Origin of the sequence: Nocardia sp. alder85J, from assembly GCF_020176955.2 — a bacterium.
Classification (GTDB): domain Bacteria; phylum Actinomycetota; class Actinomycetes; order Mycobacteriales; family Mycobacteriaceae; genus Nocardia.
The window spans coordinates 1-22,222 of record NZ_JAIUCZ020000023.1; the positions used below are offsets into that span (position 1 = coordinate 1).

General features: G+C 70.8%; 1 protein-coding gene (cut by a window edge). It reads left to right on the forward strand.

Annotated features, from left to right (window positions below):
• The coding region annotated (locus LBW94_RS43795) for a non-ribosomal peptide synthase/polyketide synthase (RefSeq protein WP_416277070.1) crosses the window boundary (this coding region is incomplete at its 5' end): on the forward strand, window positions 1–22,222 show 22,222 of its 28,200 nt. Its footprint extends 5,978 nt past the window's final position.

Sequence of the window (22,222 nt, forward strand, 5' to 3'; positions counted from 1 at the left end):
CTGGTCGGCGACGGCCCGATCGATCTCGAGGCCGTGCGTGAGGGCAGCGAGGAACGATTGCCCGCGTACATGGTGCCCTCGGCATTCGTGGTGCTGGACGCGATCCCGTTGACCGTCAACGGAAAACTGGACCGCCGCGCGCTGCCCGCACCGGCGGCCGTCACCCGGGCGTTCCGGGCGCCGGAGACCCCGGTCCAGGAGGCGGTGGCCGCGGTGTTCGCCGACGTGCTCGGCCTGCCCCGGGTGGGCCTGGACGACGACTTCTTCGCCCTCGGTGGCAACTCGCTGATCGCCACCCGGGTCGCGTCGCGGATCGGCGCCGCCCTCGGCACGTCCGTCGCGGTGCGCGCCCTGTTCGAGGCCACCACCGTGGAAGCCCTGGCCGCGCGGCTGGAATCGCACACCGGCGACGAGGGCGACGCGCGCCCCGCACTGGTCGCCCGCCGCCGCCCGGCGGGACAGCTGGTGCCGTTGTCGTTCGCGCAGCAGCGCATGTGGTTCCTCAACCAGTACGACAAGTCCTCCGCCGCCTACAATCTGCCGCTGGCGATCCGGTTGTCCGGCGAACTCGACACCGCCGCACTGGAACTGGCGATCGTGGACGTGCTGCGCCGGCACGAGTCGCTGCGCACCCGCTATCCCGAGCACGGCGGCGTCCCGATGCAGCAGGTGCTGCCCGCCGAACAGGTCACCCTGGATCTGCGCGGCTACCCGGTCGCCGACACCGAACTGCTCACCGCCGTCACCGAATTCGTCTCCACCGGATTCGACGTCGCCGAGCGGGTGCCGTTGCGGGCCCGGCTGTTCCGGGTCGACATGGGCGTGCAGGCCACCGGCGCCGCGGCTGCCGAACACGTGCTGGTGGTGGTCGTCCACCACATCGCGGCCGACGGCTTCTCGATGGGCCCGCTGGCCCGGGACGTGATGACCGCCTACACCGCGCGCACTCAGGGCAGTGTGCCCGGCTGGGCGCCGATCGCGGTGCAGTACGCCGATTTCGCGGTCTGGCAGCGCGACGTGCTGGGTGCCGAGGACGATGCGCAGTCGCTGCTGGCCCGGCAGGTCGGGTACTGGCAGCAGGCGCTCGCGGGCATCCCCGACGAGCTGACCCTGCCGGCCGACCGGCACCGGCCGGCGGTGGCCTCGCACCACGGGGCCACCCTGCACCACACGCTGGCGCCGGCTCTCGTGACCGCGCTGGAAGACGTTGCGCGCAAACAGGGTTCGTCGCTGTTCATGGTGATGCACGCGGCGCTGACGGTGCTGCTGGGCCGGTTGTCCGGTAGCGACGACATCGCGGTCGGCACCCCGGTCGCCGGACGTGGCGAGCAGGCGCTCGACGATCTGGTCGGCATGTTCGTCAACACCCTGGTGCTGCGCACCGCGCTGCATCCGGCCGAGTCGTTCACCGGCCTGCTGGATCGGGTGCGGCACACCGACCTGGAGGCGTTCGGCAATGCCGACGTCCCGTTCGAGCGGCTGGTGGAACTGCTGGCCCCGGAGCGGTCGCAGGCCCGCAATCCGCTGTTCCAGGTGATGCTGGCCTTCCAGAACCTGGACCGCACCACCCTGGAACTGCCCGGTCTGACAGTCTCGCCGTTGGACCTGGAAGAGAACATCGCCCGCTTCGATCTCCAGTTCACGCTGTCGGAGATGCCGACCGTGGTCGCCGGCGGCGCGGTCCGCTCCGACGACGCCACGGCGTCCGCCGGGGACGCCACCCATGGCGGCATGGCGCTGGCGCTGACCTACGCCACCGATCTGTTCGACGAGGCGACCGTCGCGGAGCTGGTGCAGCGCTGGGTGCGAGTGCTGGAAACCGTTGCCGCCGACGCGGAGACGCCGGTCGGCGCGATCGATATCCTCGACGCCGCCGAGCGCGCGGATCTGGTGGCGCGCACCGGCCTGCCCGCCGAGCCGGTGCGCACGCTGCCGGAACTGCTGGCCGCCGCCGTCGCGGCGAATCCGGCCGGCGCCGCGGTGGTGTTCACCCCGCTCGACGGCTCGCCGCGGCGCAGCGTCACCTACACCGACCTGGACGAGCGCTCGAACCGCTTGGCGCGCTTGCTGATCGAGCGCGGCATCGGCGCGGAGGATCTGGTCGCGGTCGCGGTACCGCGCTCGGACGAGTCCTACTTCGCCGAATGGGCGGTGTCCAAGACCGGTGCGGCGTTCGTGCCGATCGACCCGACCTACCCGGCCGACCGCATCGCGCACATGGTCACCGATTCGGGTTCCCCGGTGGGCCTGACCGTGTCGTCGGTGCGCGGTGAACTGCCGGAGTCGGTGGACTGGCTGGTGCTGGACGAGCTCGCGCTCGACGGTTACCCGGCCGCCGCGGTGACCGGCGCCGATCGGGTGCGCTCGCTGCGGGCCGAGCATCCGGCCTACGTGATCTACACCTCCGGTTCGACCGGCCTGCCCAAGGGCGTCGTGGTCACCCATGCCGGTCTGGCCAACTTCACCGCCGAGCAGAACCACCGTTACGACGTCGACTCCGATACTCGCGCACTGCATTTCGCGTCGCCGAGCTTCGACGCGTCGATGCTGGAGTTCCTGCTGGCGATCGGCCGCGGCGGCACCCTCGTGGTGGTGCCGCCGGGGGTCTACGGCGGCGAGGAACTGACCGAGCTGATCCGCCGGGAACAGGCCACCCACACCTTCCTCACGCCCTCGGTGCTGGCGTCGCTGGATCCGGCGGCGCTGACCGGCATGCGGGTCGTCGTCGCCGGCGGTGAGGCCGTACCGGCCGACCTGGTGGCGAAATGGGGTGCCGCACCGGACGGTTCGGGCCGGGGCCGCCGTTTCTACAACGGTTACGGTCCCACCGAGACCACCATCATGACCAACATCAGCGAGCCGCTGGCGGCAGGCGATCCGGTCACCATCGGCGGCCCGATCCGCGGCATGCAGTCGCTGATCCTGGACGCGCGGCTGCGGCCGGCGCCGGTGGGTGTCGCGGGTGAGCTGTATCTGTCGGGCATCCAGCTGGCCCGCGGTTATCACGACCGGCCGGGGCTGAGCGCCGAACGGTTCGTGGCCAATCCGTACGCCCCGGGCGAGCGGATGTACCGCACCGGCGATGTGGTGCGCTGGACCCAGCACGGTGAGGTCGAATACGTCGGCCGCTCCGACTTCCAGGTGAAGGTGCGCGGTTTCCGCATCGAACTCGGCGAGATCGACGCGGCGCTGGCCGCGCACGCGACCGTCGACTTCGCGGTCACCGTCGGGCACGAGAACGCGGCCGGGGTCACCTCGCTGGTCTCGTATGTGGTTGCGGCACAAGACGCCACGATCGACGCCGCGGAGCTGACCGAACACGTCGAGCAGCGGCTGCCGGGGTACATGGTGCCCTCCTCGATCATGGTGATCGACCGGATCCCGCTGACGCCGGTCGGCAAGCTGGATCGGAAGGCGTTGCCGGAGCCGGTGTTCGCCGCCGAGGTGTCGTTCCGGGCGCCACGGTCGACGATCGAGCAGACCATCGCCGAGGTGTTCGCCGAGGTGCTCGGCGTGGACCGGGTCGGCATCGACGATTCGTTCTTCGCCCTGGGCGGCGACTCGATCGTGTCGATCCAGCTGGTGTCGCGGGCGAAGGCCCGGGGCGTGGTGTTCTCTCCGCGCGACGTGTTCGAGCAGCGCACGGTCGCCGGGCTGGCGGCGGTCGCCGACGCGGCCGGTGGTTCGGCGCAGGCGGCGGAGCTGGCGGAGCTGCCCGGCGGTGGCGTGGGCGCGATGCCGCTGACGCCGGTGGTGCGCTACATGGTGGAGCGGCCGGGCGCGCTGCGGCGGTTCAATCAGTCGCTGGCGCTGGAACTTCCGGCCGGTATCGACCGGGCCGGGATCGTCGCCACGGTCGCGGCGGTCATCGATCGGCACGACATGCTGCGGGCGCGGCTGCGCCGGCACGCGGGTGCGGAGTGGATCGTGGAGACTGCGGCGGCGGGCACTGTCGACGTCGACGCGCTGATCGACCACGTGGTGTTCGACGCGGCTGCCGACGAGGCTGCTCTGACCGAGATCGCCACTGCGGCACTGGATGCCACGGTGGGCCGGTTGGATCCGGAAGCGGGCGTGGTGATCCGGTTCGCCTGGTTGCAGCCGGAGGGCGCCGAGCGGGCGGGCCGCCTGCTGGTGGCCGCGCACCACCTGGTGATCGACGGTGTCTCGTGGCGAATCCTGGTGCCGGACTTCGTGGCCGCGTGGGGGCAGATCGCGGCCGGGCGGCCGGTGGTGCTGCCCGCGGTGGCGACCAGCATGCGCACCTGGGCGCACGCCTTGCAGAAGGCGACCCCGGAACGCGCCGGTGAGCTGGACCGCTGGCGCACGATCGTCGACGGCCCGGATCCGTTGCTGACGACGCGCCCGTTCGATCCGGCCGTGGACGTGACCGGTTCGATCGTCAAACATCGGGTGGAGGTGTCCGCGGAGGTCACCCGGGCCCTGCTGACGACGGTCCCGGCGTTGTTCCACGGCGGTGTCAACGACGGCCTGCTGACCGCGCTGGCGCTGGCGGTGGCCGCGTGGCGGGCCCGCGGCGCCGCGACCGGCAGCGACGGTGCGGTGGCCGAGGATTCGGTGCTGGTCCGGCTGGAGGGCCACGGCCGCGAGGAGCAGGCCGTGCCGGGTGCGGACCTGTCGCGCACGGTGGGCTGGTTCACCTCGATCTTCCCGGTTCGCTTCGACCTCACCGGAATCGACGTCGAGCAGGCGCTCGCCGGTGGCCCGGCGATGGGCGCGGCGATCAAGGCGGTCAAGGAACAGTTGCTGGCCGTACCGGGCAAGGGCATCGGCTACGGCATGCTGCGCTACCTGGATCCGGAGACCGCCGGTCGGTTGCCGGTGCGGTCGCCGGGCCAGGTGAGTTTCAACTACCTCGGCCGGGTCTCGGATTCGAGTGTGCCGGAGGCCTTGCGGGGCTTCGGCTGGGTGCCCGCCCCGGAACTCGGGGAACTGGCCGCGCACTACGACGCGGATATGCCGGCGATGGCGCCGATCGATATCAACGCGATCGTGGCCGGTGATCGGTTGTCGGCGCAGATCGGTTATCCGGCAACGTTGTTGGATGCGGAGTCGGTGGCGGTGTTCGCGGGGTTGTGGGTGCGGGCGCTGGAGGCGGTGGCGCGGCATGCGCTGTCGCCGGAGGCCGGTGGGTTCACGCCGTCGGATTTCCCGTTGGTGCGGTTGGGGCAGGGTGATATCGACGCGGTGACGCGGCGGTTCCCGGCGGTGGCCGAGGTGTGGTCGTTGTCGGCGTTGCAGGCCGGGTTGTTGTTCCATGCGCAGTTGGCGGCGTCGTCGGTGGATGTGTACACCGCGCAGGTGGTGCTGACGTTGTCCGGGCGGGTGGATGCGGGCCGGTTGCGTACGGCGGCACAGGCATTGCTGGATCGTTACGACAGTCTGCGGACGGCGTTCGTCGCCGACGGTGACGGCACACCCATCCAGATCGTGCTCGACGGCCTCGAGGTGCCGTGGACCGAGTACGACCGGTCGGCGACCGGTAGCGCCGACGATCTGATCACGGCCGACCGGCGACGCCGTTTCGATCTCACCGTGCCGCCGTTGCTGCGGTTCACGTTGATCCGCACCGGGATCCAGGATTGGCAACTGGTGGTGTCGAACCATCACATCCTGCTCGACGGCTGGTCGATGCCGTTGCTGATGCGGGATCTGCTGATGCTGTACGCGACCGGTGGTGACACCTCGGCGTTGCCGTCGGTGCGGTCGTATCGCGGATTCCTGGAATGGCTGGCCCGCCAGGACCTTCCGGCGTCGCTGACGGCGTGGCGGCACGCGCTGGCGGGAGTGTCGGAGCCGACGCTGCTGACCCGCCCGCAGACCGGCCGGGAGATCACCAGCCTGGCCGGGGAGCATTTCTTCGGGCTGGACGAGCCTGCGACGGCGCGGCTGGTGGCGGTGGCCGCTGAGCTGGGTGTCACGGTGAACACGGTCGTGCAGACCGCCTGGGGTGTGCTGCTGGGCCGGTTGACCGGTCGTGACGATGTGTTGTTCGGTACCACGGTGTCCGGGCGGCCGGCGGGGTTGTCCGGGGTGGAGTCGATGGTCGGGTTGTTCATCAACACCGTGCCGGTGCGGGTGGCCTTCGACCCGGCCGAACCGGCACGGGGGTTGTTGTCGCGGATCCAGGGTCAGCAGGCGGATCTGCTGGACCACCATTACGTGGGCCTGGCCGATATCCAGGCCGCGGCGGGTATCGGTGGATTGTTCGACAGTCTGGTGGTGTTCGAGTCGTATCCGGTGGATGCCGACGGGATCGCCGCGCAGGCCGCCGATATCGACGGGATGGCCGTGACCGGCCTGCACGCCGCCGACGCGACGCACTACCCGTTGACGTTGATCGCGCAGCTGGATTCCCGGTTGCGGATCCGGGCGGGTTATCTGCGGGATCTGTTCGACGAGGACACCGTCACCACCCTCGCCGCGCGGCTGGTGCGGGTGCTGACCGCGATCGTCACCGATCCCGGTGTGGCCGTGGGCGGTATCGATCCGCTGGACGCGGCCGAACGCCGCACGATCCTCACCGACTGGAACGCCACGACATTCGACACCGCCGGCGTGCTGGCGGGCCGCCCCGCCACCCTGGCCGCGCTGTTCGCCGACCGGGTCGCGCGGACTCCCGAGGCGGCCGCGGTCACGTTCGAGGGGACACATCTGTCCTACGCGCAGTTCTCGGCGCGGGTGAACAAGTTGGCGCGCTGGCTGATCGAACGCGGCGTCGGCCCGGAGTCCTTCGTGGCGCTGGGTATGCGGCGGTCGCTGGATCTGGTGGTCGGCATGTACGCGGTCACCGTCGCGGGTGCCGCGTATGTGCCGCTGGATCCAGATCATCCGGCCGAGCGCACCGAATACATCCTGGCCACAGCGGATCCCGTGTGTGTGCTGACCTCCGGCGTGGATCTGGAGGTCGACACCGCGCAGGTGCGCATCGATCTGCTGGAGCTGTCCGGTTATTCGCTCGCACCGGTCACCGATGCGGATCGGCGGCATCCGTTGCGTCCGTCCGACACCGCCTACGTGATCTTCACCTCCGGGTCGACCGGTCGTCCGAAGGGTGTGGCGGTGCCGCACGCGGCGATCGTGAACCGCCTGGTGTGGATGCAGGACCGGTACGGGCTGACCCCCTCCGATGTGGTGTTGCAGAAGACCCCCGCGACCTTCGACGTGTCGGTGTGGGAGTTCTTCTGGCCCTTGCAGATCGGGGCGCGGCTGGTCGTCGCGAAGCCCGACGGGCACCGCGACCCCGAATATCTGATGCAGTTGATCACCGCCGAGGGCGTCACGGTCACCCACTTCGTGCCGTCGATGCTGACGGTGTTCGCCGCGGCGCTGGCCGAGTCGGCCGGTCTCGCGGTGGTCACCGGCACCGGCGGGCTGTGCCGGTCGTTGCGGCTGGTGTTCGCCTCCGGTGAGGCGCTGGGCGCCAAGCCCGCTCGTGTGCTGGCGGAGCTGACCGGGACCACGGTGCACAACCTGTACGGCCCCACCGAAGCCGCCGTCGACGTCACCCACCACACCCTCACCACCGCCGACGTCGACACCGTCCCGATCGGACGGCCGGTGTACAACACCCGCGTCTACGTGCTGGACCACCGGTTGCGGCCGGTGCCCGCCGGTGTCCCCGGTGAGCTGTACCTCGCCGGTATCCAGCTCGCCCACGGTTACGTCGCCCGCCCGGACCTCACCGCGGACCGGTTCGTCGCCGACCCGTACCGGCCCGCCGAACGCATGTACCGCACCGGCGATCTCGTCGCCTGGACCGCCGGCGGTGAACTGGAATACCTGGGCCGCACCGACTTCCAGGTGAAACTGCGCGGCCTGCGCATCGAACTCGGCGAGATCGAGACCGCGCTCACCGCACTGGACGACATCACCGGCGCGGTCGTGGTCGTGCACACCGACCCCTACACCGGCGACCAGCTCGTCGGCTACCTCACCACCGGCCGCGTCCTGGATCCGGACGACGTCCGCGAGGAATTGACCCGCCGCGTCCCCGCCTACATGGTGCCGTCGGTGTTCATGGTGCTGGAGGCGTTCCCGCTCAACGCCTCCGGCAAGCTCGACCGCAAGGCGCTGCCCGCACCGCTGGTGGAGGCCGCGGTGTTCCGGGCCCCGACGACACCGGTGCAGGAGATCGTCGCGACCGTGTACGCCGAGGTGCTCGGCGTGGACCGGGTCGGGCTCGACGACGACTTCTTCGCCCTGGGCGGCAATTCGCTGATCGCCACCCGGGTCGCGGCCCGGCTGTCGACGGCCCTGCACACCCGCGTCGGCGTCCGCGACCTGTTCGACGCACCCACGGTCGCCGCACTCGCCGCCCGCACCGAAACCCGCACCGACACCGGCACGCGTGCCCCGTTGCAGCCGCAGCAGCGTCCCGACCGGGTGCCGTTGTCGCTGGCGCAGCAGCGCATGTGGTTCCTCAACCGCTTCGATCCGGAGTCGGCGGTCGACAACATCCCTGCCGCCGTACGGCTCTCGGGCCTGCTGGACCGGCAGGCGTTGCAGATCGCGGTCGCGGACGTGCTCGCCCGGCACGAATCGCTGCGGACGCACTACCCCGAGCTGGACGGTGCGCCCTATCAGCAGATCGTCGCCACCGGCCGGGTCATCCCCGATCTGACCCCGGTCGAGGTGACCGAGGGCGAACTGCCGCAACGGCTTTCGGAGCTGGTGCTGACCGGGTTCGACGTCACCGCCGAGGTGCCGTTCCGGGCCCGGCTGTTCGAGATCAGCCCGACCGAGCACGTGCTCGCCCTGGTGGTGCACCACATCTCCGCCGACGGCTTCTCGATGGGCCCGCTGACCCGGGACGTGATGGCCGCCTACGGCGCCCGCGTCGACGGCGGCGAACCCGCCTGGGCCCCACTGCCGGTGCAGTACGCCGACTACGCGCTCTGGCAGCGCGCGGTACTCGGCGCCGAGACCGACCCGGAATCGGTGATCGCCCAGCAGATCTCGTTCTGGCGCGACACCCTGCGCGGGGTGCCCGAACAGCTCGACCTGCCGGCCGACCGGCCGCGGCCCGCGGTCGCGTCCGGGCGCGGTGCGACCTACACCTTCCGCATCGATGCCGATGTGCACGCCCGGCTGGCCGAACTGGCCCGCACCCGCGGCGCGACGCTGTTCATGGCGACGCATGCGGCGCTGGCGCTGTTGCTCTCGCGGCTGTCGGGGGAGACCGACATCGCGATCGGCACCCCGGTCGCCGGTCGTGGCGAGCGCGCGCTCGACGATCTGATCGGCATGTTCGTCAACACCCTGGTGCTGCGTACCGAGGTGGACGGTTCGGCCGGCTTCGGTGAGTTGCTGGAATCGGTGCGCGCGGCCGACATCTCCGCCTTCGGATACTCCGATCTGCCGTTCGAGCGGCTGGTGGAGATCCTGAATCCGGCGCGGTCGCAGGCGCGGCATCCGCTGTTCCAGGTGATGCTGTCGTTCCAGAACACCGGCCAGAACTCGCTGGAACTGCCGGGTCTCACCGTCAGCGGCGTCGACCTGCCGATCGATACGGCGAAATTCGACCTGCAACTGGTGCTGACCGAGCAGGCGCAGGTCGCGTCCCCGAACGGGAACGGCAATCCGGCGCCGGGCGGTATGGTCGCCGAATTCATCTATGCCACCGATCTTTTCGACGCGGCCACGGTGGCCCGGTTCGCCCGCCGCTTCCAGCGGCTGCTGAAGGCCATCGTGGCGGCCCCGGACCGGCCGGTCGGCGACTTCCCGATGCTGGACGCCACCGAGGCGGTGCAGGAACTGCGGACGTGGAACGACACCCGCCGCGAGATCGGCCCGGCCACCACGCTGGTCGAGCTGTTCACCGCGCAGGTGCGGGCCACCCCGGACGCGGTCGCCATCGTCGACCGCGAGGCCGGGCAGACCCTGACCTACGCCGAGTTCGCCGGGCGGGTGCACCGGCTGGCCCGCCGCCTGGTCGAGGCCGGGGTGCGGCCGGAAAGCCTGGTGGCCCTGGGCATGCGGCGCTCGGTGGATCTGGTCGTCGCCGCCTACGCGGTGCTGGCCGCCGGCGGCGGTTACGTGCCACTGGATCTCGATCAACCGGCCGAGCGCATCGGTTACGTACTGGCCACCGCGGCACCGGTCTGCGTGCTGACCACCGCGCGCGACGGATTCGACACCGTGCTCGACGAATTCGATACCGGGCGTGACGATTTCGCCGTCATGGCACCGACGCTGCGCATCGACCGACTCGACCTGTCGGCCTATCCGGACGTCCCGCTGACGGAGGCGGAACGGCACGGCGTCCTGCGGCCGTCGCATCCGGCGTACGTCATCTTCACCTCCGGCTCGACCGGCCGCCCGAAGGGGGTGGCGGTGCCGCATGCCGGCGTCGTCAACCAGATCCGCTGGATCACCGGCGAATACGGCATCGACGAGCGGGACGTGGTGCTGTTCAAGACCCCGGCCACCTTCGACGTGTCGGTGTGGGAGCTGTTCGGCCCGCTGTCGGTGGGCGGCCGGATGGTGGTCGCGAGCCCGGACGGGCATCGGGATCCGCAGTACCTGGCCGAGGTGATCGCCGCCGAGCGGGTCACCATGACCTCCTTCGTGCCCTCGATGCTCACGGTCTTCGCCGGGGCGCTGGCCGAACCGGGCGGGAACCGGTCCGCGATCGCCTCGCTGCGGGCGCTGCTGATCGCCGGTGAGGCGTTCACCGGCGACACCGTCGCGGCGTTCCGCCGGGTCGGGGACGCGGCGCTGTACAACCTGTACGGCCCCACCGAATTCACCGTGCACGCCACCCACGCGCCCGTCGCGACCGAGGTGCGCGGCGCGGTGCCGATCGGCCTGCCGGTGTGGAACGCGCAGGCGTACGTGCTGGATTCGCGGCTGCATCCGGTGCCGCCGGGCGTCGCGGGTGAGCTCTATCTCGCGGGCGATCAGGTGGCGCGCGGCTATGTCGGCCGGGCGGACCTGACCTCGGACCGGTTCGTGGCGAATCCGTTCGGCGAGATCGGATCCCGGATGTACCGCACCGGCGACCTGGTGCGCCGGTCCGCCGACGGTGCGATCGTCTACCTGGGCCGCACCGACTTCCAGGTGAAGCTGCGCGGCCTGCGCATCGAGCTCGGCGAGATCGAATCCGCGCTCACCGCGGACGACTCGGTGTCGCAGGCGGTCGCGGTGGTGCGCTCCGACGAGCGCACCGGCGACCGGCTGGTCGGCTACGTGGTCGGCGAGGACGTGGACGTCGACGCGTTGCGCGCCCGGCTGACCGATCGGCTGCCGTCCTATATGGTGCCCGCCGCGATCGTGGTGCTGGATGCGCTGCCGCTCAACGCGAACGGCAAACTGGACCGCCGCGCGCTGCCCGAACCGCAGTTCGAGGCGCGCGAATTCCGCGCTCCGGCAACGCCTATCGAAGAACTGGTGGCCACGGTCTTCGCCGAGGTGCTGGGCCTGACCCCGGTGTCGCCGGCCGCGACCGCGGTACGGCCGGTCGGCCTGGACGACGACTTCTTCGATCTGGGTGGCAACTCGCTGATCGCCACCCAGGTCACCGCGCGGCTGGGTGCGGCGCTGGACACCCGGATTCCGGTGCGGCTGCTGTTCGAGGCGCCGGCGGTCGGCCTGCTGGCGGCGCGGCTGGAGAGCCACGTCGGTTCCGGCGGCCGGGGCGCGCTGGTGGCCCGGCCAAGGCCGGAGCAGATCCCGCTGTCGCTGGCGCAGCAGCGGATGTGGTTCCTCAACCGCTTCGACACCACCAGCGCCGTCAACAACATCCCGCTGGCGGTGCGGCTTACCGGTGACCTCGATGTCGAGGCGCTGCGGCTGGCGGTTGCGGATGTCGTCGACCGGCACGAGGTGCTGCGCACGGTGTACCCGGAGACCGCCGACGGTCAGGGCGTGCAGGTGATCGCGCCCGTGGGTGCGGAACATCCGGCGTTGCAGCCGATTCCGGTCACCGCGGCGGAACTGCCGGACCGGATCGGCGAACTGGTGCTGGGCGGTTTCGACGTGACCGCCGAGGTGCCGGTGCGCGCGGGCCTGTTCCGGGTGACCGGCGATGTGCCCGACCATGTGCTGGTCGTGGTGGTGCACCACATCTCCGGCGACGGCTGGTCGATGCGACCGCTGGCCCGCGACGTGATGATCGCGTACGCGGCGCGCACCCGGGGTGAGACGCCGGGCTGGGCCCCGCTGCCGGTGCAGTACGCGGATTACGCGCTGTGGCAACGGGAGACGCTCGGTTCCGAGGACGACGAGCAGTCGCTGATCGCCGGTCAGGTGGCCCACTGGTCGCGGACACTGGCCGGCCTGCCCGACCAGCTGGATCTGCCCGCGGATCGGCCGCGACCGGCGGTCGCCTCCCATCGCGGTGACGTGCACCAGTTCTCGATCGACGCCGGCCTGGTGCGGGCGGCCCACGGACTGGCCCGCGAGTACGGCGCCAGCCTGTTCATGGTGGTGCACGCGGCCTTCGCGGCCCTGCTGGCCCGGCTCTCCGGCGGCGAGGACATCGCCGTCGGCACCGCCGTCGCCGGTCGCGGTGAGGCGGTCCTCGACGACGCCATCGGCATGTTCGTGAACACGCTGGTGTTGCGGACCGCCGTGCACGCCGCCGACCCGTTCGCCGATCTGCTGGCCCGGACCAAGGAATCCGATCTGGCCGCATTCGGGCAGGCGGACCTGCCGTTCGAGCGGCTGGTGGAGATCCTGAATCCGGCCCGGTCGCAGGCGCGGCATCCGCTGTTCCAGGTGATGCTGTCGTTCCAGAACACCGGCGCGGCCTCGTTCGAACTGCCCGGCCTCGAGGTGGCCGGGGTGCCGCTGGACGTCGTCACCGCGAAGTTCGATCTGCACCTGAACCTGACCGAGCGCTTCGGCCCGGACGGCGCCGCGCTCGGTATGGACGCCGAATTCGCTTATGCCACCGACATGTTCGACGCGCGCACGGTCGCGAGCTTTGCGCAGCGGCTGCTGCGGGTGCTGGCCGCGGTGGTCGCCGACCCGGCCGCGGTCGTCGGTGACATCGACCTGCTGGACACCGAGGAACGCCGGTTGGTGCTCGGCAACTGGAACGCCACCGCCTACGACGTCGACCGGCTGGTGCTGGGCAAGGCGGCCGGGACCCGGGCGCTGACGCTGCCGTCGATGTTCGCCGCGCAGGTGGAACGGACCCCCGACGCGATCGCGCTCGCGTTCGAGGGGACGGGTCTGTCCTATGCCGAGTTCGCGGATCGGGTGAACCGGCTGGCCCGGCACCTGATCGCGCTGGGTGTCGGGCCGGACGTGCCGGTCGCGCTGGGTATGCGGCGGTCGATCGAACTGGTGCTCGGCATGTACGCGGTGACCGTCGCCGGTGGCGCGTATGTGCCGCTGGATCCGGATCATCCCGCCGAGCGCACGCAGTACGTGCTGGCGACCGCGGAACCGCTCTGCGTGCTGACCACCGCCGCCGACGCGGACACAGTCCCCGCCGGGTCGCTGCGCATCGACGAGCTGGACCTGTCGGAGTATTCCGGCGACCCGGTCACCGACGCGGATCGCACCGCGCCGCTGCGGGATTCGAACGTCGCCTACATGATCTTCACCTCCGGCTCGACGGGCCGCCCGAAGGGCGTGATGATCGACCACCGGGCGATCGTCAACCGCCTGGTGTGGATGCAGGACCAATACGACCTCGACGAGACCGACAGCGTCCTCCAGAAGACCCCGGCCACCTTCGACGTGTCGGTGTGGGAGTTCTTCTGGCCCTTGCAGGTCGGCGCCCGCCTGGTGGTCGCCAAGCCCGACGGCCACCGGGATCCGGCATATCTGCTGGAGATCATCGCCGCCGAGCGGATCTCCACCGCGCACTTCGTGCCGTCGATGCTGTCGGTATTCGTCGCCGCGCTGGACGTGGCCGGAGATGCGGTCGCGCAGAACATTTCGCTGCACCGCGTGTTCGCCTCCGGTGAGGCGCTGCCCGCGACCACGGGCCGCCGGCTGGTCGAGCTCACCGGCGCCGGACTGCACAACCTGTACGGCCCGACCGAGGCCGCGGTGGACGTCACCTATCACGAGGTGACCGCGGCCGACACCGCCTCGGTGCCGATCGGCCGCCCGGTCTTCAACACCCGGGTGTACGTCCTGGACGCACGGCTGCGGCCGGTGCCGCCGGGGGTCGCGGGTGAGCTGTATCTCGCGGGCGTGCAACTGGCCCGCGGCTATGCCGCGCGCCCGGATCTGACCGCCGACCGGTTCGTGGCCGATCCGATCGTCGCCGGTGAGCGCATGTACCGCACCGGCGATCTGGTGAAGTGGACCCCGGGCGGGGAGATCGAATATCTGGGCCGCACCGACTTCCAGGTGAAGCTGCGCGGCCTGCGCATCGAGCTCGGCGAGATCGAATCCGCGCTCACCGCCGTCGAATCCGTGGCCCAGGCGGTCGTGGTGGTGCGGTCCGACGATCGGCTCGGCGATCAGCTGGTCGGCTATCTGGTGCCGACCGGTCCGATCGACCCGGATCAGGTCCGCGCCGAACTCGGCGACGCGCTGCCGGCCTACATGGTGCCGTCGGCGTTCGTGGTGCTGGATGCCTTCCCGCTCAACGCCTCCGGCAAGCTGGACCGCCGCGCGCTGCCCGCGCCGGTGTTCGAGGCCAAGGTCTTCCGGGCTCCGGCCACCCCGATCGAGGAGATCGTGGCCGGTACCTTCGGGGACGTGCTGGGTGTCACCCGGGTCGGCGTCGACGACGACTTCTTCGAACTGGGCGGCAATTCGCTGATCGCCACCCAGGTCACCGCGCGCCTCGGCGCCGCCCTGGACGTCCAGCTCGCCGTGCGCGATCTGTTCGAGGCGTCGACGGTGGCGGCGCTGGCGGCCCGGGTGGAGTCCGGCGTCGGCACCGGCCGGCAGCGGCCGCCGCTGGTGGCAGGTGTTCGGCCGCAGCAGGTTCCGCTGTCGCCCGCGCAGCAGCGGTACTGGTTCCTCAACCAGTTCGACACCACCACCTCGGCGGTGGACAACATCCCGCTGGCCGTGCGGCTGTCCGGTGCGCTGGATGTGGCCGCGCTGGAACGCGCCATCGGCGATGTGATCGCCCGGCACGAGGTGCTGCGGACGGTCTACCCGCGCTCCGGTGACGGGCCGCACCAGGTGATCCGATCCGCCGCGGAGGTCGCGCCGGTGCTGACGCCGGTCGAGGTCGCCGAGGACGAATTGCTGGAGCGGATCATCGGATTCGCGCTCACCACCTTCGACGTCACCGTCGAGGTGCCGCTGGCGGTGGCACTGTTCCGGGTAGGCGCGAAGCCTGCGGAGCGCCCCGACGGCACAGGCACAGCGAGCGACGAGCACGTCCTCGCCTTCACCGTGCACCACGTGTCCGCGGACGGTTCGTCGATGGGCCCGCTGGCCCGGGACGTGATGGCCGCCTACGCCGCCCGGGTGCAGGGCGAGGCGCCGCAGTGGCAGTCGCTGCCGTTGCAGTACGCCGACTACGCCCTCTGGCAGCGGGCCGTGCTGGGTTCCGAGGACGACGCGGAATCGGTGGCCACGCAACAGGTTTCCTACTGGAAGGCGGCCCTGGCGGGCCTGCCGGATCAGCTGGAGCTGCCGACGGACCGCCCGCGCCCGCCCGCGCAGTCGTTCCAGGGCAAGGCGATCCGCTTCGAGATCGATCCGCAGCGGCACGCCGGTCTGCACGAATTGGCCCGCGCCAACAACGCCTCGCTGTTCATGGTCGTGCACGCGGCCCTGGCGGTGCTGCTGGCCCGGCTGGCCGGCACCGGCGACATCGCCGTCGGCACCCCGATCGCCGGTCGTGGCGAGCGGGAACTCGACGATCTCATCGGCATGTTCGTCAACACGCTGGTGTTCCGCACCCGCGTGGACGGCGACACCACCTTCGCCGGTCTGCTGGCCGAGGTGCGCGAGCGCGACCTGGAGGCGTTCGCGAACGCCGACGTGCCGTTCGAACGCCTGGTGGAGGTGCTCAACCCGGTGCGGTCGACCGCGCGCAACCCGCTGTTCCAGGTCGGCCTGTCCTTCCAGAACCTGGCGGAGACCGTGTTCCAGCTGCCCGGCCTCACGGTCAGCGCGGTGAACTTCGACTCCCAGCTGGCCAAGACCGATCTGCACGTGACGCTGTACGACCGGTACGCCGACAACGGCGCCCCGGCCGAGATCGTCACCGAATTCGGTTATGCCGTCGACCTGTTCGACCAGGCGACGGTGCAGGGCTTCGCGGACCGGTTCGTCCGGGTGCTGGACGCGGTCGTCGCGGACGCCGGGATCCGGGTCGGCGACATCGATCTGCTGGACGCGGCCGAGCACGGCCGAATCCTGCACTCCTGGAACGCGACCGAGCACGCGTTGCCGGCTCCGGACGCGACCCTGGCGGCGCTGCTGGACGCCACCGTCGCCGCACATCCGGACGCGATCGCGATCGTGGCCGACGAATCCGGTTCCGGTGCACCGGAACAGGTGCTGACCTACGCCGAGCTGGACGCGCGGGTGAACCGCCTGGCGCGCTACCTGCTGGACCTCGGCGTCGGGCTGGAGGACCGGGTGGCGCTGGCGATGCCGCGCTCGGTGGACCTGATCGTGGCCATGTACGCGGTCGCGAAGACGGGTGCGGCCTATGTGCCGATCGATCCGTCCCAGGCCGCCGACCGGGTCGAATACATCCTGCGCACCTCCGCTCCGGCCTGTGTGCTGAGCACCTCGGCGGCCTCGATCGTGGACCGCGCCATCCGGGTCGACCAGCTGAACCTGTCCCGCTACGACGACGCCCCGATCGAGCCGGACGAGTTGTTCGACCCGTTCGGGCCCGGCAACACCGCGTACGTGATCTTCACCTCGGGTTCGACCGGCCGTCCGAAGGGTGTGGCGGTGCCGCATGCGGCGGTGGTGAACCAGTTGCTGTGGAAGACCGCGGAATTCGGCCTGGGTGTCGGCGACGCGGTGCTGTTGAAGACGGCGGCGACGTTCGACCTGTCGGTGTGGGAGTTCTGGACGGCCGCGGTCTGCGGTGGCCGGGTGGTGGTCGCGGCCGCCGAGGGGCATCGCGATCCGTCGTACCTGAATCGGCTGCTGCGCTCGGCGGAGGTGACCACGCTGCACGTGGTGCCGTCGATGCTGGATGCTCTGCTCGCCGAATCCGGTGGGACACTGACCGATTCGCTGCGGCGGGTGCTGGCCATCGGTGAGGCGCTGCCCGCCGCGACGGCGCAGCGGTTCCGGCGCGGCAACGCGGCGGAGTTGTTCAACCTGTACGGGCCGACCGAGGCGGCGGTGTCGATCACCAGCCATCGGGTCACCGACGCCGACGAGGTCTCGGTGTCGATCGGTGCGCCGGAATGGAATTCGCGGGTCTTCGTGCTCGACGCCCGGCTGCGGCCGGTGCCGGTGGGCGTCTCGGGTGAGCTGTATCTGGCGGGTGCGCAGCTGGCGCGCGGCTACTTCGGCCGCCCGGACCTCACCGCGGACCGGTTCGTGGCCGACCCCTTCGGCCCGGCGGGCGACCGGATGTATCGCACCGGTGACCTGGTGGCGTGGAATGCCGCCGGTGAGTTGGAGTACCGGGGCCGCACCGACTTCCAGGTGAAGATCCGCGGTTTCCGCATCGAGCTCGGCGAGATCGAGGCCGCCCTGCTGCGGCAGCCGCATATCACCGCGACCGCCGTGGTGGCGCATACCGATCCGCATCTGGGTGACCGCCTGGTCGCCTATGTCGTCGGTGAGCCGGAGCGGCCGGACAACGCGGCGCTGCAAGCGGCGCTGGCCGCCGAGCTGCCGTCCTACATGGTGCCGTCGGCCTTCCTGGAACTGGCTGCGTTGCCGCTCAACGCGAACGGCAAGCTGGACCGGAAGGCCCTGCCGGAGACCACTTTCGAGAAGGCGGTGTTCCGGGCCCCGGCCACGCCGATCGAACAGATCGTCGCCGACAGCTTCGCCGACGTGCTGCGCATCCAGCCCGGCACCATCGGCCTGGACGACGACTTCTTCGCCTGGGGCGGTAACTCGCTGCTGGCGACCCAGGTCGCGGCCCGCCTCGGTGAGGCGCTGAACGCGCGGATCCCGGTGCGGCTGTTGTTCGAGGCCTCCTCGGTGGCCGCCCTGGCGACCCGGGTGGAACAGCACGCGGGCGCCGGTGGCCGCAAGGCGCTCACCGCCGGCCCACGGCCGGAACGGATTCCGCTGTCGCTGGCGCAGCAGCGGATGTGGTTCCTCAACCGGTTCGCCGCCGGGGAACAGGATTCCACCTCCGCGGCCTACAACGTCCCGGTCGCGGTGCGGCTGACCGGCGCGCTGGACGTGTCCGCGCTGCGGGCCGCGGTGCAGGACGTGGTGGCCCGGCACGAGATCCTGCGGACGGTGTACCCGCAGACCGACGGCGGCCCGGTGCAGGTGATCCTGCCGGTCGCCGACGCGGTTCCGGCCGTGGAGATCCGCACGGTGCCGATCGCCGGCATCGAGGCGGCGATCGTCGAGCTGACCAACACCGCCTTCGACGTCACCACCGAGGTGCCGATGCGGGTGGTGCTGTACCGGATCGCCGGAAGCACAGCCGATTTCGTGCTCGCGATGGTGGTGCACCACATCTCCGGCGACGGTTCCTCGATGGGCCCGCTGACCCGGGATCTGGTGACCGCGTACGCGGCTCGGGCCGCCGGTGGCGGGCCCGCGTGGACGCAGCTGCCGGTGCAGTACGCGGACTACAGCATCTGGCAGCGCGAGTTGCTGGGCGACGAGAGCGATCTCGGCTCGGTGGCCGCCAAACAGGTCGCCTACTGGCGGCAGGCGCTGGCCGGTCTGCCGGATCAGCTGGAGCTGCCGTCGGATCGCCCGCGCCCGCCGGCGCAGTCGTTCGCCGGTGGCCGCGTCGACATCCAGGTGACCGCCGACACGCACCGCGCGCTGGTGGAATTGGCGCGCGGCGAGGGCGCGACGCTGTTCATGGTGATGCACACCGCGCTGGCGGTGCTGCTGGCCCGGCTGTCCGGCACCGACGACATCGCGATCGGCACCCCGATGGCCGGTCGTGGCGAGGCCGCCCTGGACGACCTGATCGGAATGTTCGTGAACACCCTGGTGTTCCGGACCACAGTGGACGCCGGTGAGGCGTTCACCGGCCTGCTGGCCCGCCAGCGGGAGACCGATATCGCGGCGTTCGCGAACGCCGACGTGCCGTTCGAGCGGCTGGTGGAGGTGCTGAACCCGGTCCGGTCGACGGCGCGGCATCCGCTGTTCCAGGTCGGCCTGTCCTTCCAGAACCTGGCCCGCACCGAACTGGAGCTGCCCGGCCTGCAAGTGGCCGGTGTCGACTTCGACACTCGCATCTCGCAGTTCGACCTGCATCTGATCGCGTCGGATCGCTACGTCGACACCGGGCAGCCCGACGGCATCTCCGGTTTCTTCACCTACGCCACCGATCTGTTCGATCGGGAGACGGTGCAGGGCTTCGTGGCGCGCTTCGAGCGCCTGCTCGCCGCGATCGTGGCCGCGCCGGGCACCCCGGTCGGCGACTACGACCTGCTGGACACCACCGAGCGGGAACGCGCGCTGCTCGCCCGCAACGCGACCGCGCACGAACTGCCCGGCGCCGGCGCCCAGGCGACGCTGGCCTCGCTGCTGGCCGGCACGGTGGCCGCGCACGGCGAGGCGGTGGCGCTGGTCGGTCCCGACGGCGCCGAGGTGAGCTACGCCGAACTCGGTGATCGGGTGAATCGCCTGGCGCGACACCTGATCTCGATGGGTGTGGGCCCGGAATCGCGGGTGGCGCTGGCGATCCGCCGGTCGGTGGACCTGGTGGTCGCGATGTACGCGGTATCGGCCGCCGGCGGCGCCTATGTGCCGGTGGATCCGGATCAGGCCGCCGAGCGGGTGTCCTACATCCTGGAGACCGCCGATCCGGTGTGCGTGCTGACCAACACCGACACCGGCTTCGACGCGGCCCCGGACCGGGCGATCATCGAGATCGACCGGATCGACACGACATCGGTGCCGGGCGACCCGATCACCGATGCGGACCGTCCGGAAACCCTGCATCCGGCGAATACCGCCTACGTGATCTTCACGTCCGGTTCGACCGGCCGTCCGAAGGGTGTGGCGGTGCCGCATGCGGCGGTGGTGAACCAGTTGCTGTGGAAGACCGCGGAATTCGGCCTGGCCGCCGAGGACGCGGTGCTGTTGAAGACGGCGGCGACGTTCGACCTGTCGGTGTGGGAGTTCTGGTCGGCGGCGGTGTCCGGCGGCCGGTTGGTGATCGCGGAGGCCGACGGGCACCGTGACCCCGCCTACCTGAACGAGCTCATGCGGTCGGCGCGGGTGACCACGCTGCACGTGGTTCCCTCGATGCTGGACGCGCTGCTCACCGAATCCGGTGGCGCGCTGAGTGATTCGCTGCGGCGGGTGCTGGCCATCGGTGAGGCGCTGCCCGCCGCGACGGCGCAGCGGTTCCGGCGCGGCAACGCGGCGGCGTTGTTCAACCTGTACGGGCCGACCGAGGCGGCGGTGTCGATCACCAGCCACCGGGTCACCGAGGCGGACCGGCTGATGGTGTCCATCGGTGCGCCGGAATGGAATTCGCGGGCGTACGTGCTGGACGCCAGGTTGCATCCGGTGCCCGACGGTGTGTCCGGTGAGCTGTACCTGGCCGGCGCGCAGTTGGCGCGCGGGTACTTCGGCCGCCCCGATCTGAGCGCGGACCGGTTCGTCGCCGACCCGTTCACCCCGGGCGACCGCATGTATCGCACCGGTGACGTGGTGGCGTGGAATGCCGCCGGTGAGTTGGAGTACCGGGGCCGCACCGACTTCCAGGTGAAGATCCGGGGCTTCCGGATCGAGCTCGGCGAGATCGAGGCGGCACTGCTGGCGATGCCGGAGATCGCGCAGGTCGCGGTGCTGGCGGTATCGGATGCGCGGACCGGTGACCGGCTGGTGGCGTATCTGGTGCCCGCCGACACGGATATCCAGGTGGCGGTGGTGAAGTCGGCGCTGGCGTCGTCCCTGCCGTCGTACATGGTGCCGTCGGCGTTCGTGGTCCTGGACGCCTTGCCGCTGAACGTGAACGGCAAGCTGGACCGGAAGGCGTTGCCGGCGCCGGAGTTCGAGGTGACCGCGTACCGCGCGGTGTCGACGCCGATCGAGGAAGTGGTGGCGTCGGTGTTCGCCGAGGTCCTCGGCGCCGAACGGGTCGGCGCCGACGACGACTTCTTCGCACTCGGCGGTAACTCGCTGCTGGCCACCCAGGTCGCCGCCCGCATCGGCGCCGCCCTGAACACCCGGGTTCCCGTGCGTTCCGTCTTCGAGGCGACGACAGTGGCCGGACTGGCCGCCAAGGTCGAGGAGCACGCCGGTGCGGGTGGCCGTCCGGCGTTGGTGGCGGGTGTGCGTCCGGAGCGGGTGTCGTTGTCGTTGGCGCAGTCTCGGATGTGGTTCTTGAACCAGTTCGATACCGGGTCGGCGGTGGAGAATATCGTGGTGGCGATCCGGTTGTCGGGTGTGCTGGATGTGGGGGCGTTGCGGGCCGCGGTGGCGGATGTGGTGGCGCGGCAGGAGATTTTGCGGACGGTGTATCCCGGTGGGGCCGATGGGCCGGTGCAGCGGGTGTTGCCGGTGTCGCAGGTGCCGGTGGTTGTGACGGCGGTGCCGGTGGCTGGGGAGGCGGTGCTGGAGGCGGTGTCGGGGGTGGTGTCGGCGGGGTTCGATGTGACGGTGGAGGTGCCGTTCCGGATCCGGTTGTTCGAGGTCACCGATACTGCTGGTGAGTTCGTGCTGGTGTTCGTGGCGCATCATATTGCCGCGGATGGCTGGTCGATGGGGCCGTTGACGCGGGATGTGATGGTGGCGTATGCGGCGCGGTCGGCGGGGCAGGCGCCGGGGTGGGTGCCGTTGGCGGTGCAGTATGCGGATTTCGCGGTGTGGCAGCGGGAGTTGCTGGGTTCGGAGGATGATCCGGCGAGTTTGCTGTCGGGTCAGGCGCGGTTCTGGCGGGGTGTGCTGGCGGGGGTGCCGGATGAGTTGAATCTGCCGGCGGATCGGGCGCGTCCGGTGGTGCCGTCGTTTGCCGGTGGGCGGGTGGTGTTCCCGGTGTCGGTGGCCACGCATGCGGGGTTGGCGGGGTTGGCGCGGCAGCAGGGTGCGACGTTGTTCATGGTGGTGCATGCGGCGTTGGCGGTGTTGCTGGCGCGGTTGTCGGGGACCGGCGATATCGTGGTGGGGACGCCGGTGGCCGGTCGGGGTGAGGCCG